Here is a 15,948-nt window from a genome sequence, read left to right on the forward strand (position 1 = left end):
ATGCGGGTCGCCGTGAATTCACCCCTGATTCGCTCAGCGGCGTACGGCCTTCTTCAGGGCCCGCGCCCGCCGCACCACCCGCCGTGCCGTGGCGTTGCGCGGCAGGAACGCCAGCCGCTCCGGGATACCGCCCGGCAGTCCCAGCGCGGTGAGCCGCCTGCGCTTGAAATAGCGCCGGGTGCGCGCCACGAAGCGCTTCGAGAGATAGCGTTCCGTGGCCGGCCGCAGTGACGGGTAGATCTGCGGCTGCATGCTGAAGCCGACCGCGGTGACCAGGCCGCCCAGTTCGTCGGCCGGGATCGCGTCCTCGCCCTCCCCGTCCTCCAGGTCCGGCAGTACGGCGTCGGCCAGCAGGGCGGGCACCCGGTTGCTGTTCTGGTAGGGCGTGAGCCGGTCCAGCAGCGGCTCGGTGCCGATGCGGGTGACCGGCAGGTCGTAGAACGCGGAGGCGGTGAACAGCGCGGTGGAGAAGCAGCCGACGACCAGCGCGGGCCGGGCCTTCTCGAACAGCACCTCGGCCAGTACGGGCGTGTCCAGGACGGTGAGGTCCACCCCGAGCTTCTCGGCCTCGGTCTCCAGGGCGCGGCTGTAGCGGGCCGGTGCGGTGGGGTGCGGCTTGAAGACGACGGACCGGTGCCCGCGCCGCACCGCCCCGCGCATCATCCGCACATGCAGGTCCTCCTCCTCGGCGGGGGAGAGGATGTCCAGCGCGGACAGGTACTGGCCGAGCAGCAGCGCCGCGTCCTCGGGCAGGACCGGCAAATCGTCCACGGATGCCGTGAGTTCGCCCATCACCTTCAGGAAGGCGGCCGTCGGCACCACGTGCGCGGGCACGTCGAACTCGGTCAGCAGCATCGGCGTCAGACCCGGCACCAGGTCCAGGTGCAGCAGCCGGCGCACCCGGGTACCGACCAGCGGGTCGAGCTTGTTGCGGGTGGGGCCGTAGCTCATCAGGCCGTCGGCGTAGACGTCGACCGGGGCGCCGGTGAACAGCTGGGCCACCGTGAGGGCCGGGGTGACCTGGATGGACTCCAGGACCAGCTCGACCCGGTCGTCACCCAGACCCCACAGCAGCCGCAGATGGCGCTCGAACAGCGGGATGTCGTCGGGGCGCGGCGACCAGGCCCCCGGGTGGAAGGGGCGGATGGCCTCGTTCCAGGACAGCACCTCGTCGAAGTGGGCGCGCAGCGGCTCGAAGCCCGGCATCGCGTCGAGCGCCGGGGTGGTCTCCGGGGTGGTGGAGTTGTTGAAGACCAGCAGCACCCGGCGGTCCGGCTCCGTGAACAGGTCGGAGTCGATCGAGGCGGCCAGGGTGGCGGCCCCGTACAGCGTCGAGGCGCAGAAGATCTGGGTGGTGCGACGAGGGCTGGTACGGGACATCAGACGGCCGCCTTCGCTGTGGTGACCCGGCGCCGCAGCCGCCGCAGTTTCGAGGAGCGGCGCATGTCCATGGTCTCGAGTACGTCACCGAGCGCGTCCTGCGGCATGCGCTGTATCGCCGCCGCGCTCATCGCCCGCAGCTGTTTGGCCATGGCGGGTTCCCACTTGGACTCGTCGGACAGATGGTGGGCGATGATCGCGCAGTAGGTGCGCACCGCCTTCGGCAGCAGCCGGTCGGCATCCGGGTCGCCGGCCGTCTCCTCGACCACCTGGTCGAAGGCGCGGATGAAGTCGAGCTGGCGGGCGTCGCCGATCTGGGTCAGGGAGGAGGCGACCCCGCGCCGGTAGAACACGCCGAGCAGACTCACCACCGCGAACGACTCCGCCTCGCGGTGCAGCTTCCAGATCCACGGCCGGTCCTCGGCCGTACGCAGACCGTCGGTGAAGTGCAGCAGGCCCCTGTCCAGCAGGCGGCGGTGGTAGGCGCCGGCCCAGGCGTAGGCGTAGTCCACGGAGGTGGTGCGGTCGGCGGGCAGGATCGCCTCGCGCGGGTTCAGCACCTCGTGGCGGCGGCCGACCGGGGCCCGGTGCACGGACCGGGCGCGGGCGGTGGCCTGCACATGGTCGGTGCGGACGAAGTCGACATCCAGGTCCTCGATGGTCGACACCAGCTCGGAGAGGTAGCCGGGGGCCAGCCAGTCGTCGCCGTCCAGGAACGTCAGGTACTCGCCCCGCGCGGCGTCCAGGCCGGTGTTGCGCGCGGTGGCGAGCCCCCCGTTCTCGTCGTGGCGGATGAGCCGCACCTGGGCGACGTCCGACAACACATCGGCCGCCCGTTCGAGAATGGCCGGGGTTTCATCCTTGGATTTGTCGTCGACCAGCACGAACTCGAAGTCCGGCCGGGCGTTCAACTGAAGGCTTCTGAGGGTGTCCGGGGCGAATTGCTGCACGTTGTAGAACGGCACGATCACGGAAAGCTTTGGCACCTGCAAAACCCTAGGAGGCCGCCCGGCTGCGGAACTTTCCGGTGCACGTACAGGGGGTGAACTCAATGTGTCGGAACGGTGCATCCAATGTACTTTCCGCTTCCCGACGGGTCAGTTCGGCTCCCGGTGGGCTGTTGTTAACTTTTCGTTGAGTCGGGGTTGGGCCGGACCTAGAAATTGCTTCCTAGCGTCTTCGTCGTGCAGTCAAGTACAACGAAGCCCCCGCGAATCGCCGTCCTCGCGGACTCGGACACCCGCTGGAAATGGGGTGCGCTGACCGCGGACCGCATCGCCCCCGGTCCGTCCATGGAAGCCGCAACGCGCGAGGACACGCAAGCCCGCCCCGCGCTGAACGGATTCCTGCTGCGCGGACGGGCCACGCCCACGCCCCGTCAACTGGAGGAAGTGGGGGTGCGCGCCGAGTCCCTGCGGGAGGTCACGGCCGTCGAGTTCCTGCGCGCCATGGCCGAGGAGTCGTACGACCTCGTCGTGCTCGCCCTCGTCGGCGGCGGGGTGCAGGCGATGCTGCAGGGCCTGGGGCGCGTGTGGGAGGGCCGGGAGAAGCGGCCCGTCGTCGTCACCGGCTACGTCGGCGTCGTCTACGAGAAGCTCGCCGACGGCCTGCTGCTGCGGCACGGCGCCGACCTGGTCCTCGCCAACTCCCGCCAGGACGCGGAGCGCTTCCGCGCCGTGTACGAGGGGGTGGGCGCCGACGCCTCCGCGGTGACCGAGGTGGCGCTGCCGTTCCTCGGCGGAGCCGCATACGAGGGCGAACACGACCCGTACACCGTGGTGTTCGCCGTGCAGCCCTCCGTGCCGGACAGCCGCAAAGACCGTACGTACCTGCTGAACCGGCTGATCCAGCACGCCCGGCTGCACCCCGAGCGCGAAGTGCTGCTGAAGCTGCGCTCCCGGCCGGGCGAACACACCACCCACATCGAGGAGCAGCCCTACCAGAAGCTGGTCCAGCGGCTCGATCCGCCGGCCAACTTCCGCCTCGTGTACGGGAACATGGGCGAGGTCCTCGACCGGACCGACCTGCTGGTCACCATCAGCTCGACGGCCGCGCTGGAGTCCCTGCACCGGCGCATCCCGACGGTCGTCCTGACCGACCTGGGCGTGCGCGAGGTCCTCGGCAACCACCACTTCGTCGGCTCCGGGTGCCTCGCCTCCTGGGACCAGCTGGACGCCGGGCACCGGCCGGCGCCCGACGAGGAGTGGGTGGCCCGGCAGGGCGTCGCAACGGACGGCTCGTACGCGACCGCCTTCGACGCGGCCCGCGAACGCATCGCCAAGCTGCTCGACCGCCCCGGCGGCCCGGAGCCGCTGACCCCGTACTACACACCCGCGACCGCCGCCGGCTATCTGCCCGGCATCCTCGCCCGCCACCACCTCGGCCCCGACGGCAGCGTTCTGCCGGGGGCACCCTCGGCCGACAAGGAGCCGGGGCCTGTTCGGCAGATAGTGCGCCGGGCCGCTCGGGGGGCTTATCGGCACGGGGTGCAGCGGGTGGCGCCTGTCATTCGGCGGATGGGGGAGCTGTGAGCGCCCCGGGAAGCGCCGCTTCGGGGCGCCGGGCGGCCGCGGCGCCGTCGGGGCCGGTCGCTCCCCCACTCTCGGCTTCGCTCGAGCGGGGGGACCCCCATCGCGGCGGAGCCGCTGATCAAGACAGCCCCGCGCCCCTGCCGGGCGGCTCCGCCGCCCTCCACAGCTCTGCGAACTCTGCGCAAGGAGTGCAAACCATGTCTGACTCCCCGGCACACGCGGGCGCTTCGGTGCGCCGAGTGCTCGCGGTGATCCCCGCGCGCGGCGGCTCCAAGGGCGTGCCCGCGAAGAACCTCGCCCCCGTCGGCGGCGTCCCCCTGGTGGCGCGGGCGGTGCGCGAGTGCCGGGCCACCCGGCTGGTGACGGACGTCGTGGTGTCCACCGACGACCAGGCCATCGCGACCGCGGCCCGCCAGGCCGGCGCCGAGGTCGTACTGCGGCCCGCCGCCATCGCCGGTGACACGGCCACCTCGGAGGCGGCCGTCCTGCACGCCATGGACGCCCACGAGGCCCTGCACGGGGCGGCGGTCGACGTGGTGCTGCTCGTGCAGTGCACCAGCCCGTTCATCCTCCGCGAGGACATCGACGGCGTTGTGGCGGCGGTGGCGGAACATGGCGCGGACACCGCGCTGACGGTCGCGCCGTTCCACGGATTCGTCTGGCGGGAGGCGGTCGACGACCTCTCCGCGAACCAGCGGGTGGGCGCCGCCGGCGCCACGGCGGATGGCTCGACGGCCCGCCCGGCGGACGCGCTGGGCGCCTCCTGCGCGGACGAGGTGGCGGGCGACAGCCGTGCCACTTCCGCGCCGACCGCCGGAGGCCACGGCGTCAACCACGACAAGTCCTTCCGCCCCCGCCGCCAGGACCGCCCCCAGGACCTCCTGGAGACCGGCGCCGCCTACGCGATGGAGGCGACGGGCTTCCGTAAGCACCAGCACCGCTTCTTCGGCCACACGGAACTCGTCCGCACGGACCCGGCCCGCGTACTGGAGATCGACGACCCGCACGAGCTGGCCCGCGCCCGCGCGCTGGCCCCCCTCTTCGACGCGAACCGACCCGGTTCGCTGCCGACCGCCGACGACATCGACGCGGTCGTACTGGACTTCGACGGCACCCAGACCGACGACCGGGTGCTGATCGACGCCGATGGAAAGGAGTTCGTCTCCGTGCACCGCGGGGACGGCCTCGGCATCGCGGCCCTGCGCAGGAGCGGGCTGGGCATGCTGATCCTTTCCACGGAGCAGAACCCGGTCGTCGCCGCCCGGGCCAGGAAGCTCAGGATCCCGGTCCTGCACGGCATCGACCGCAAGGACCTCGCACTGAAGCAGTGGTGCGAGGAGCAGGGCATCGCGCCCGAGCGCGTGCTCTACGTCGGCAACGACGTCAACGACCTCCCGTGCTTCGCCCTCGTGGGCTGGCCCGTGGCGGTCGCGAGCGCCCACGACGTCGTGCGCGGCGCCGCACGCGCGGTCACCACCGTCCCCGGTGGCGACGGCGCGATCCGAGAGATCGCCAGCTGGATCCTCGGCCCCTCTCTCGACTCCCTCAACAAGTAAGGAACGTATCGCCATGAGCACCAACTCCCGTCTGCGCACCTTCGGTTCGAAGACCGCCGGCCCGGGCCGCCCCGTCTATGTCGTCGGCGAGATCGGCATCAACCACAACGGCGAGCTCGAGAACGCCTTCAAGCTGATCGACGCCGCCGCCGAGGCCGGCTGCGACGCCGTCAAGTTCCAGAAGCGCACCCCGGAGATCTGCACCCCGCGCGACCAGTGGGACATCGAGCGCGACACCCCCTGGGGCCGCATGACCTACATCGACTACCGCCACCGGGTGGAGTTCGGCGAGGACGAGTACCGCCAGATCGACGAGTACTCCAAGAGCAAGAACATCGCCTGGTTCGCCTCCCCGTGGGACAACGAGGCCGTCGCCTTCCTGGAGAAGTTCGACGTCCCCGCCCACAAGGTCGCCTCCGCCTCGCTGACCGACGACGAGCTGCTGCGCGAGCTGCGCGCCACCGGCCGCACGGTCGTCCTGTCCACCGGCATGTCGACGCCGAAGCAGATCCGCCACGCGGTCGAGGTCCTCGGCAGCGACAACATCCTGCTCTGCCACGCCACGTCGACCTACCCGGCCAAGGCCGAGGAGCTCAACCTCCGCGTGATCAACACCCTCCAGGCCGAGTACCCGAACGTCCCGATCGGCTACTCCGGTCACGAGACGGGCCTGCAGACCACCCTCGCGGCGGTTGCCCTCGGCGCCGCCTTCGTCGAGCGCCACATCACCCTGGACCGCGCGATGTGGGGCTCCGACCAGGCCGCCTCCGTCGAGCCGCAGGGCCTCACCCGCCTGGTGCGCGACATCCGCACCATCGAGGCCTCCCTCGGTGACGGCGTCAAGAAGGTCTACGAGTCCGAGCTCGGCCCGATGAAGAAGCTGCGCCGGGTCAGCGGCGTCGTCGCCGAGGCGGAGATCGCCGCGGCGGCGGGCGAGCCGGTCTCGGTCTGAGCCCAACCACCCCGCAGAGAACCACCCGCAGAGAACCGCAGAGAACCACCCGCAGAGAACCGCAGAGAACCACCCCCAGAGAATCACTTACGACGGGACGGTCGTCCGTAGATGAGCCCCCGCGCCGGGTCCGCCGGCCCCCGCACTCTCGCCTTCGTGGAGAGTCCGGTACAGCTGCTGAACGTGCTGGAGTGGGCGCACGAGCACGCGCTCGAGCGGGAACACCAGCGCGCACCCGGCGCGGGGCTCACCGTCGTGGTCCTGGCCCCGATGGACCCCATGACCCGCGGCCAGCTGCGCCGCATGGCCGAACTCGCCCGCGAGTGCGGCCACGAGGTCCGCTGGGAGGAGGCGCGGGGCGGTCCGATGGCCCCGTTCCAGACCATCGGCGGTCTGACCGGAAGGCTCCGGCGGGCCGACCGGATCGTCCTGGGGGACCCGTTCTCCCGTTACGTACAGCTGCTGCTGACCATCACCCGGGCCCGTGACCTGGTCGTGGTCGACGACGGCACGGCGACGATGGAGTTCGTCGCCCAGCTGGCCAGCGGCGAGCGTCTGGTGCGCTGGCACCGCAAGGGCGGTCGCCCAGGCCCCCGGGACCTGGTCTTCGCGCCGGTGTCCTCCGTGGCCCGCAGGCGGCTGACGCCGAGCGAGAGCCGCCGGGTCGAGATCTTCTCCTCGATGCCGATGGCGGAGCCCCCGGCGGGGGTCTCGGTCACCGCGAACACCTTCGCCTGGACCCGCGGCCGCTTCGGCCCGCCCCGCATCACCAAGGGCGCGGACATGGTCGGCACCTCCCTGGTGGAGACGGGGGTCGTCGACGCGGACCGCTACCTGGAGGCGGTCCAGACCCTGGCCAAGGCCCACGGCGCGACCCGCTACTTCGCCCACCGCCGCGAGAGCACCGACAAGCTCCACCGGCTGGCCGTGGAGACGGGCCTGGAGATCGTCCGCCCCGACCTCCCGCTGGAGCTGATCGCCCGCCGCGGTCCGGTCGGCCGGACGATCCTCAGCTTCCCCTCGACCGTCGTCCACACCCTCCCGCTGGCCCTGTCCGGCACGGAGGTACGGGTCGCGGTCTGCGACATCGACCCCGCGTGGCTCACCGAGAACGCCTCACCGCGGGCCCAGGGGTTCCTGTCCGGGGTTACGGGCACGGCCCCGGACGTGCACCGGCTGTCGGCGGTCACCGCGGTCTGAGCGCCCCTGGGCTTCCTCGTCCGCCCACCCCGAACACCTGCCCTCGCCGCCTCTCCTCCGGCTCCTACGGCTCCTACGCCGGCTTCCTCGCCAGCAGGAAGGCACGCGGCCGGGTCTCGTCCTCCTCCGGCTCACGCAGCACCCGGGCCTTGAGGAGCAGACCGGCCTTGGTCAGGTGGTCGGCCACGGTCTCCGGTGTACGCCAGTAGCAGTCGAGCGAGATCGCCTGGCCGAAGCGCTCGGTGAGACGCAACCGGTCGTCCTCGTCCCCGGACTGGAAGGCGAGCAGCACATGCCCGCCGGGCTCCAGGACCCGGTGGAACCCGGCGAACGTCTCCGTGAGGTGTTCGTCCGGGACGTGGATGATCGAGTACAGGGCGACGATCCCGCCGAGGGACCCGTCCGGCAGATCCAGGGACGTCAGGGACCCCACGTGGAACCGCAGCCCGGGGTGGGACCGGCGGGCCAGCTCCACCGTCCGGGGCGAGACGTCGACCCCGAAGACCGGCACACCGAGGGCGTGCAGCCGGGCGGTGACATACCCGGGCCCGCTGCCGAGGTCGGCCACGGGCGCGGTCCCCCCGGCCCGCACCAGCTCGGCGAACGCGGTGAGCAGCCCGCGCTCCAGCGGTCTGTCGCCCAGACCGTCGGGATGCTGCTCGCGGTAGGCACCGGCGATGGCGTCGTACGAGCTTCGAGCGGCCGCTATGAACTCCGGATCATCAGCACTCACGCTGCCGCACACTAGCGCCGCGCCGACAGCGCCACCCACCTCTTCGCCGGAGTGCCGGCGCAGTGTGGGGTCGTACACACTGCCCCTTGGCGGGACGAGCCGCCGCGTTCGTCTCACTCGACCGTTCGACCTGGGGTTTTACCGGGGTGAAGGGGGTGTGATCGGCCCTTCGGGGCATCGACCCCATTCGTCCGACAGGTGAACAGACCGGTCTCAAATCCGGCAGGCGTGGTATCCGTGAAGGAAGGGATGGATGCCGTACGGCAGCGCTCGGCCGGAAATCCGGCGAGTGTACCCATCCCGAACGGTACATATGCGTCCGGCGATCAGATTTTCTTCCCCTAAGGGGCTGAACTTTGTTGATCGAGGGTCAGTTGACCGGTCGGGCGTCCTACCCTTCAGAGGGTGAAGCAATTGATGTCGCTAGAGTCCGAGGTCGATCTTCCTGGGGAAGCCCTGCTTCCCGGAGCGCTCCCCGAGGCGCTCCGTGCCGAGCTCGTCGCGTTCCGGCGCGACCTGCACATGCACCCCGAGCTCGGCAACCAGGAGTTCCGCACGACTGCGGCGATCAAGGAACGGCTCGAGAAGGCCGGACTGGAACCGCGGGTGCTCGCCGTCGGGACCGGGCTCGTGTGTGACATCGGCGCCTCGGACGGGGGCATCCCCCTGCTCGCTCTGCGCGCCGACATCGACGGCCTGCCCATCCCGGACACGAAGACGGAGTGCGCGTACCGCTCCACCGTGCCGGACCGCGCCCACGCCTGCGGCCACGACGTGCACACGACCGTCGTACTCGGCGCCGGCCTGGTGCTCGCCGAGCTGAACCGGCAGGGCCTGCTGCCCCGGCCGGTTCGGCTGATCTTCCAGCCCGCCGAAGAGGTGCTGCCCGGCGGCGCCGCCGACGCCATCGACTCCGGGGTGCTCGAAGGCGTCGGGCGGATGATCGCCGTGCACTGCGACCCCCGCGTCGACGCCGGGCGTATCGGGTTGCGTGAGGGTGCCATCACCTCCGCCTGCGACCGGCTGGAGGTCGCCCTCGACGGCCCCGGCGGTCACACCGCCCGCCCCCATCTGACGACCGACCTCGTCACGGCCGCCGCCCGGGTCGCGATCGACGTGCCCGCGCTGGTCGCCCGCCGCGTCGACACCCGCGCGGGACTGGCCGTCACCTGGGGCCGGATCGAGTCGGGCCACGCCCCGAACGTCGTCCCCCAGCACGCCGAGCTCTCCGGGACCGTGCGCTGCCTGGACATCGACGCCTGGCGGCAGGCCCCCGACATCGTGGTCGCCGCGATCGACGAGGTCGCCAATCTGCACCGGGCCAAGTCGGAGATCAACTACGTCCGCGGCGTCCCGCCCGTGGTCAACGACGCCGAGGTGACCGCACTTCTCCGCGACGCCATGACGGCCCGCCGGGGTGCCGACTCCGTCGAGGGCACCGAGCAGAGCCTCGGTGGCGAGGACTTCTCCTGGTACCTCCAGCACGTCCCCGGCGCGATGGCCCGCCTCGGCGTCCGCACCCCCGGCGAGCGCGCCGTGCGCGACCTCCACCAGGGTGACTTCGACGCCGACGAGTCGGCGATCACGGTGGGCGTGGAGCTGTTCACGGCGGCTGCGCTGCTGGACGCGACCGAGCGGTGACGCGGGGAGTGCCGGACGGCGGACGGCCCCTTCGAGGGCTGTTCCGCCGTCCGGTGCAACCCAGTTGTAAGCCAATCGTGAACTGCCCGCAACAAGCGGCGTGAAGCCGCAAGACCTGAGTTCAGATGCCGTTTGCCTCGAATCGATAACGGCTTTGGAGTAGGTCTTTTTCTGACATCTACGCGCGTTACGATGCCGCGAAGCCGACGCCGCAGGGGCGTCCGGGCCCGAGCACTCACCAGGGTGCTCACATGAAGCGCCGAAGCCGGCGCTCAGGTCAGGTGAAGGAGCCTCCCGTGCGCCGGGTAGCCAAGCTTTCCGCTGCGTGTATCGCATCCGCAGCTCTCGCACTGACTGCCACAGCCTGTGGCAGCACCTCCTCCGAAAAATCCGAGGACAAGGGTTCCTCGTCCTCCTCCGGCGGTGACGGCGTCAAGATCGGCCTCGCCTTCGACGTCGGCGGCCGTGGTGACCGTTCCTTCAACGACTCCGCCGCACGCGGGGCCGACAAGGCCAAGTCCGAGTTCAGCGGCTCGATCAAGGAGCTGACCGCCAAGACCTCCGACACCGAGGCCGACCGGGAGCAGCGCCTGACCGACCTGGCCGACGCCGGTTACAACCCGATCGTCGGTGTCGGTTTCTCCTACGCCACGTCGATGGCCAAGATAGCCGCGAAGTACCCGAAGGTCAGCTTCGGCATCGTCGACTCGGTGGTGGACGCCAAGAACGTCGACAGCATCACCTTCACCGAGGAGCAGGGCTCCTACCTGGCCGGTGTGGCCGCGGCGCTGAAGACCAAGAAGGACCACGTCGGCTTCATCGGCGGCGTCGACACCCCGCTGATCAAGAAGTTCGAGGCGGGTTACGTCCAGGGCGCCAAGGACACCAACCCGAAGGTCAAGGTCGACGTCCAGTACCTGACCCACGGCTCCGACCTCTCCGGCTTCTCCAGCCCCGACAAGGGCAAGGAGGCCGCGTCGGGCATGCTCGACAACGGCGCCGATGTCGTCTACGCGGCGGCCGGCTCCTCCGGCAACGGCGCGATCGAGGCCGTCTCCGGCGCCAAGGGCACCTGGGCGATCGGCGTGGACTCGGACCAGTACAACATCCCCGGTCTGGCCAAGTACAAGAAGTCGATCCTGACCTCGATGGTCAAGAACGTCGACGTCGGTGTCTACGACTTCATCAAGTCCGTCCACGACGACAAGCCGCTGGCGGGCCAGAACAACTACACCCTCGCCAAGAACGGTGTCTCGCTGGCCACCAGCGGTGGCTTCATCGACGACATCCAGTCCAAGCTGGACGCGGCCAAGAAGAAGATCGTCGACGGCACCATCAAGGTCAAGACCACCCCGTGACCTGACGGTTCCCGCCGGACCCGGGCTCGGCGAGGGGCGTTCGAACACCCCCTCGCCGGGCCATAACAATGTGTCAACTCTACGCGTGTAGCATGGAGTTGCCGCGCTAGCGTCGCCGACGCCTGCCCTCCGAAGCAGCCCCTTCCCCCAGGAGAGTGCGCCATCAACGCGTCCAGCCCTCCCGCTGCCGTCGAACTGCGCGGCATCACCAAGCGATTCCCTGGCGTCGTCGCCAACCGCGACATCGACATCACCGTCCGCACGGGCACCGTCCATGCCCTGTGCGGTGAGAACGGCGCCGGCAAGTCCACCCTGATGAAGATCCTCTACGGCATGCAGCAGCCGGACGAGGGCACCATCACCGTGAACGGCGAGCGGGTCACCTTCCACAACCCCGCCGACGCCATCGCGCGCGGCATCGGCATGGTGCACCAGCACTTCATGCTCGCCGACAACCTCACCGTCCTGGAGAACGTCGTCCTGGGCGCGGAGAAGCTGCACGGCATCGGCGCGAGAGCACGCGCGAGGATCAAGGAGATCTCCGACGCGTACGGGCTGAACGTCCGGCCCGACGTCCTCCTGGAGGAGCTCGGCGTCGCCGACCGCCAGCGCGTGGAGATCCTCAAGGTCCTCTACCGCGGCGCCAAGACCCTCATCCTGGACGAGCCCACCGCCGTCCTGGTGCCGCAGGAGGTCGAGGCCCTCTTCGACAACCTGCGCGAGCTGAAGGCCGAGGGGCTCACCGTCATCTTCATCTCCCACAAGCTGGGCGAGGTGCTGTCCGTCGCCGACGAGATCACCGTCATCCGGCGCGGCACCACCGTCGGCACGGTCGAGCCGGCGGACACCACCCCCAGGCAGCTCGCCGAGCTGATGGTCGGCAGCCAACTGCCCACGCCGGAGACCGAGGAGTCCACCGTCACGGACGTCCCGCTGCTCAAGGTGGACAAGCTGCACCTGAGCCAGACGGACCTCGACGGCGTCGAGCGGATCATCCTCGACGCGATCTCCCTCACCATCCACAAGGGCGAGGTCCTCGGCATAGCCGGCGTGGAGGGCAACGGCCAGTCCGAGCTGGTCGAGGCGATCATGGGCATCCGCGACCCCGACGCCGGCGCCATCACCCTCGACGGCACCGACATCTCGCACGCCCCCACCCGCCACCGCCGCGAAGCGGGCGTCGGCTACATCCCCGAGGACCGCCACCGCCACGGCCTGCTCCTCGAGGCACCGCTGTGGGAGAACCGCATCCTCGGCCACGTCAGCGAACGGCCCAACTCCCGCGGCCAGTTGCTCGACATCAAGGCCGCCCGCACGGACACCGAGCGCATCATCAAGGCGTACGACGTCCGCACGCCCGGTATCGACGTCACCGCCGCCTCGCTGTCCGGCGGCAACCAGCAGAAGCTGATCGTCGGCCGCGAGATGAGCCACGCGCCCAAGCTGCTGATAGCCGCCCACCCCACCCGCGGCGTGGACGTCGGCGCGCAGGCCGCGATCTGGGACCACATCCGCGAGGCCCGCCGCGAGGGCCTGGCCGTGCTGCTGATCTCCGCCGACCTGGACGAGCTCATCGGGCTCTCCGACACCCTGCGGGTGATGTACCGCGGCCGCCTGGTCGCCGACGCCGACCCCGCCACGATCACCCCCGAGGAGCTGGGCTCCGCCATGACGGGCGCGGCCACCGGCCACCTGGAGCACGCAGAGGACGACGACCGATGAAGAAGCTGACCCAACGCATCGACAGGGAGCGGCTGCTCCTCGGTATCGCGGCGCCGCTGCTGGCGATCGTCGCCGCCCTCGTCGTCACCGCCCTGGTCATCCTCGCCACCGGCAAGAACCCGGGCTCCGCCTTCAGCGACATGCTGACCTACGGCTCCGCCAGCGACAGCCAGGTCTACATCCTGAACAAGGCGACGACGTACTACCTGGCGGGTGTCGCGGTGGCCATCGGCTTCCGCATGAACCTGTTCAACATCGGCGTCGACGGCCAGTACCGGATCGCCGCGTTCTTCGCCGCCGTCCTCGGCGGCGCGCTGACCGTCCCCGGCTGGATCGCCATCCCGCTGGTCATCCTGTGCGCCATGGCGACCGGCGCCCTGTGGGCGGCCATCGCGGGCATCCTGAAGGTGACCCGCGGCGTCAGCGAGGTCATCTCGACGATCATGCTGAACTCGATCGCCACCGCGATCATCGCCTACCTGCTGCAGCCGGGGAAGCTCGCCGAACTCCAGAGCGGCGGCACGGTCATCTCCACCAAGCCGCTGCCGAAGTCCTCGTACTTCTTCAGCATCGACACCGGCCCGGCCGGCGTGCTGTGGGGCTTCATCGTCGTCGCCGTGCTCGTCGGCGTCGCGTACTGGTTCGTGCTCGGCCGCACCAAGTTCGGCTTCGACCTGCGCACCGTCGGCCAGTCCGAGAGCGCGGCCACCGCGAGCGGTGTCTCCGTGAAGAAGATGGTCGCCACCAGCATGATCATATCGGGCGCCGTGGCCGGCCTGATCGGCATGCCGACCCTGCTCAACGACAGCCACCAGTTCAGCAACGACTTCCCGTCGGGCATCGGCTTCACCGGCATCGCCATCGCCCTGCTCGGCCGCAACAACCCGGTCGGCATCGCGCTCGGCGCGCTCCTGTGGGGCTTCCTGGAGCGCACCACCAACCACCTCGAGTTCGAGGGGTACGACAAGGAGATCCTCGGCGTCATCCAGGGCCTGATCGTCCTGTGCGTCGTCATCGCCTACGAGGTCGTACGCCGCTACGGGCTCAAGCGTCAGCAGCAGCGGGTCGGCGCCGAACTCGCCGCCCAGGCCGCCGCCCCGACCCAGAAGCAGGAGGTGGCGTGATGACTGCCACGATGACCGACACGCCGCCCCCGGCGGCACCCAAGGCGGACACCGCGGCCGCCCGGTCGGGCCGCTCGGTCGGCCAGATCCTCATGATCGTCGCGGGCGCGCTGCTGCTCGTCGCGGCGGTCCGCGTCATCACCGGCGCCAACCAGCTCACCTCCGAGGGCCAGGTCTCCGCCGCCCTGGGCCTCGCCGTACCCATCGGTCTCGCCGGTCTGGCCGGCCTGTGGTCCGAGCGGTCCGGCGTGGTCAACATCGGTCTCGAGGGCATGATGATCCTCGGCACCTTCGGCGCCGGCTGGATCGGCTGGCAGTCCAACCCCTGGCTCGGCCTGCTGTGCGGCATCGGCTTCGGTGTCCTCGGCGGCCTGGTGCACGCCGTCGCGACGATCACCTTCGGCGTCGACCACATCGTCTCCGGTGTCGCCGTCAACCTGCTCGCACTGGGCGCCACCCAGTACCTCGCCAAGCTCTTCTTCTCGGAGGGCGGCGCGGCGGACGCGGGCGGCAACCCCAAGCAGTCCCCGCCGGTGGACTCGCTGCCCACCATCGACGTGCCCGGTCTCTCGGACGGCCTCAAGTCCCTCGAGAACCACCACTGGTTCCTGGTCTCCGACATCGCCGGCATCCTCGGCGGCCTGGTCACCGACCTGTCCGTGGTGACGCTCTTCGCCATCCTGCTGTTCATCGGCAGCTGGTGGCTGCTGTGGCGCACCCCGTTCGGCCTCAGGCTGCGCTCCTGCGGTGAGAACCCGATCGCCGCGGAGTCCCTCGGCGTCAACGTCTACCGGTACAAGTACGCGGCCGTGGCCGTCTCCGGCGGCCTCGCCGGCCTCGGCGGTGCCTTCCTCGCGCTGGTCACCTCGCACACCTACCTGGAGAACCAGACCGGCGGGCGCGGCTACATCGGCCTCGCGGCCATGATCTTCGGCAACTGGCGGCCCGGCGGCCTCGCCATGGGCGCGGGCCTGTTCGGCTACTCCGACGCGCTGCAACTGCGCAACGGCGGCGAGACCGTCCACGCGCTGCTGCTCCTGCTGGTCGTCCTCCTCGCGGGGCTGGCCGGCTGGAAGCTGTACCGCAAGGCACACTGGCAGGCCGGGATCAGCCTCTTCGTCGGCGGGCTCGTCCTGCTGTGGTACCTGTTCACGGACGAGGTGCCGAGCGACTTCGTGGGCGCCACCCCGTACGTCGTCACGCTGCTGGTGCTGTCGCTGTCGGCGCAGCGGCTGCGGATGCCCAAGGCGGACGGTATGCGGTACCGGAAGGGACAAGGAAAATGACCGACGTCGACTGGGAGCACCTGCGTGCGGACGCCCGGGACGCCATGGCGCGGGCCTACGCCCCGTACTCCGGCTACCCGGTCGGCGTGGCGGCCCTGGTCGACGACGGGCGTACGGTCACGGGCTGCAACGTCGAGAACGCCTCGTACGGTCTCGGCCTGTGCGCCGAGTGCGGGCTGGTCTCCCAGCTGCAGAACACGGGCGGCGGCCGTCTCACGCACTTCACCTGTGTGGACGGCCGGGGCGAGATCCTCGTCCCGTGCGGCCGCTGTCGCCAACTGCTGTACGAGTTCGGCGGGCCCGACCTGCTGCTGGAGACCCCGGCGGGCATTCTGCCGCTCTCTCAGATGCTGCCGCAGGCCTTCGGGCCGGGCCATCTCGCCAAGTAACTCCCGTACGGCCCCCCTGAGTTGCTGCTCAGGGGGGCCGCGCATGTGAACGTCCGGAAGGAAAGCCATGACGCTG

13 protein-coding genes are annotated in these 15,948 nt (G+C 70.4%); 10 read left to right on the top strand and 3 right to left on the bottom strand.

The window, feature by feature from the left end; all coding sequences use genetic code 11:
- Window positions 1-33: 33 nt before the first annotated feature.
- Together AB0H86_RS15420 and AB0H86_RS15425 are read right to left on the bottom strand one after the other, a co-directional pair.
- Window positions 34-1,380: an alpha-2,8-polysialyltransferase family protein gene (locus AB0H86_RS15420; RefSeq protein WP_362437457.1), complete on the bottom strand. Its 1,347-nt coding sequence runs from the start codon at window positions 1,378-1,380 to the stop codon at window positions 34-36.
- A complete protein-coding gene (locus AB0H86_RS15425) occupies window positions 1,380-2,366 on the bottom strand; it encodes a glycosyltransferase family 2 protein (RefSeq protein ID WP_362437459.1) in 987 nt (328 codons plus the stop codon). Before AB0H86_RS15425 ends, AB0H86_RS15420 begins: the two co-directional genes overlap by 1 nt.
- Window positions 2,367-2,564: 198 nt before the next feature.
- Between AB0H86_RS15425 and AB0H86_RS15430 the strand changes: the two genes are divergently transcribed.
- The 4 genes from AB0H86_RS15430 (at window position 2,565) to AB0H86_RS15445 (ending at window position 7,619) form a co-directional block, all read left to right on the top strand.
- Window positions 2,565-3,911 (top strand): DUF6716 putative glycosyltransferase, encoded by a 1,347-nt coding sequence (locus AB0H86_RS15430; RefSeq protein WP_362437461.1) that lies wholly within the window; start codon window positions 2,565-2,567, stop codon window positions 3,909-3,911.
- Window positions 3,912-4,108: 197 nt separating this feature from the next.
- Window positions 4,109-5,467: an N-acylneuraminate cytidylyltransferase gene (locus tag AB0H86_RS15435; protein WP_362437463.1), complete on the top strand. Its 1,359-nt coding sequence runs from the start codon at window positions 4,109-4,111 to the stop codon at window positions 5,465-5,467.
- A 13-nt stretch (window positions 5,468-5,480) separates the two neighbouring features.
- Complete coding sequence (locus AB0H86_RS15440) at window positions 5,481-6,419, top strand: N-acetylneuraminate synthase family protein (RefSeq protein ID WP_362437465.1); 939 nt, start codon at window positions 5,481-5,483, stop codon at window positions 6,417-6,419.
- A gap of 111 nt (window positions 6,420-6,530) precedes the next feature.
- Window positions 6,531-7,619 carry a hypothetical protein gene (locus tag AB0H86_RS15445; RefSeq protein ID WP_362437467.1) on the top strand — a complete coding sequence of 363 codons (1,089 nt, stop codon included), beginning with the start codon at window positions 6,531-6,533 and terminating at the stop codon, window positions 7,617-7,619.
- A 73-nt stretch (window positions 7,620-7,692) separates the two neighbouring features.
- On the opposite strand, the gene AB0H86_RS15450 is transcribed toward AB0H86_RS15445, so the two are convergent.
- Window positions 7,693-8,352 carry a class I SAM-dependent methyltransferase gene (locus AB0H86_RS15450; RefSeq protein WP_362437469.1) on the bottom strand — a complete coding sequence of 220 codons (660 nt, stop codon included), beginning with the start codon at window positions 8,350-8,352 and terminating at the stop codon, window positions 7,693-7,695.
- 417 nt (window positions 8,353-8,769) lie between these two features.
- Between AB0H86_RS15450 and AB0H86_RS15455 the strand changes: the two genes are divergently transcribed.
- The 6 genes from AB0H86_RS15455 to AB0H86_RS15480 all read left to right on the top strand — a co-directional run bounded on the left by AB0H86_RS15455 (window position 8,770) and on the right by AB0H86_RS15480 (window position 15,872).
- The gene (locus tag AB0H86_RS15455; RefSeq protein ID WP_362437471.1) at window positions 8,770-9,993 is read left to right on the top strand and encodes an amidohydrolase; all 1,224 of its coding nucleotides are present in this window, start codon (window positions 8,770-8,772) and stop codon (window positions 9,991-9,993) included.
- Window positions 9,994-10,289: 296 nt separating this feature from the next.
- Entirely contained in the window at window positions 10,290-11,351 is a 1,062-nt protein-coding gene (locus AB0H86_RS15460; protein ID WP_362437473.1) for a BMP family ABC transporter substrate-binding protein, read from the top strand.
- Window positions 11,352-11,546: 195 nt separating this feature from the next.
- Complete coding sequence (locus AB0H86_RS15465; protein ID WP_362438495.1) at window positions 11,547-13,073, top strand: ABC transporter ATP-binding protein; 1,527 nt, start codon at window positions 11,547-11,549, stop codon at window positions 13,071-13,073.
- Entirely contained in the window at window positions 13,070-14,197 is a 1,128-nt protein-coding gene (locus AB0H86_RS15470; RefSeq protein WP_362437475.1) for an ABC transporter permease, read from the top strand. The genes AB0H86_RS15465 and AB0H86_RS15470 overlap by 4 nt, the downstream gene beginning before the upstream one ends.
- The gene (locus AB0H86_RS15475; protein WP_362437477.1) at window positions 14,197-15,483 is read left to right on the top strand and encodes an ABC transporter permease; all 1,287 of its coding nucleotides are present in this window, start codon (window positions 14,197-14,199) and stop codon (window positions 15,481-15,483) included. The genes AB0H86_RS15470 and AB0H86_RS15475 overlap by 1 nt, the downstream gene beginning before the upstream one ends.
- Window positions 15,480-15,872, top strand: coding sequence for a cytidine deaminase (locus AB0H86_RS15480; protein WP_362437479.1), 393 nt, complete (start codon window positions 15,480-15,482; stop codon window positions 15,870-15,872). Before AB0H86_RS15475 ends, AB0H86_RS15480 begins: the two co-directional genes overlap by 4 nt.
- Window positions 15,873-15,948: the final 76 nt, after the last annotated feature.

Source organism: Streptomyces sp. NPDC050997, from assembly GCF_040660135.1.
GTDB lineage: Bacteria > Actinomycetota > Actinomycetes > Streptomycetales > Streptomycetaceae > Streptomyces.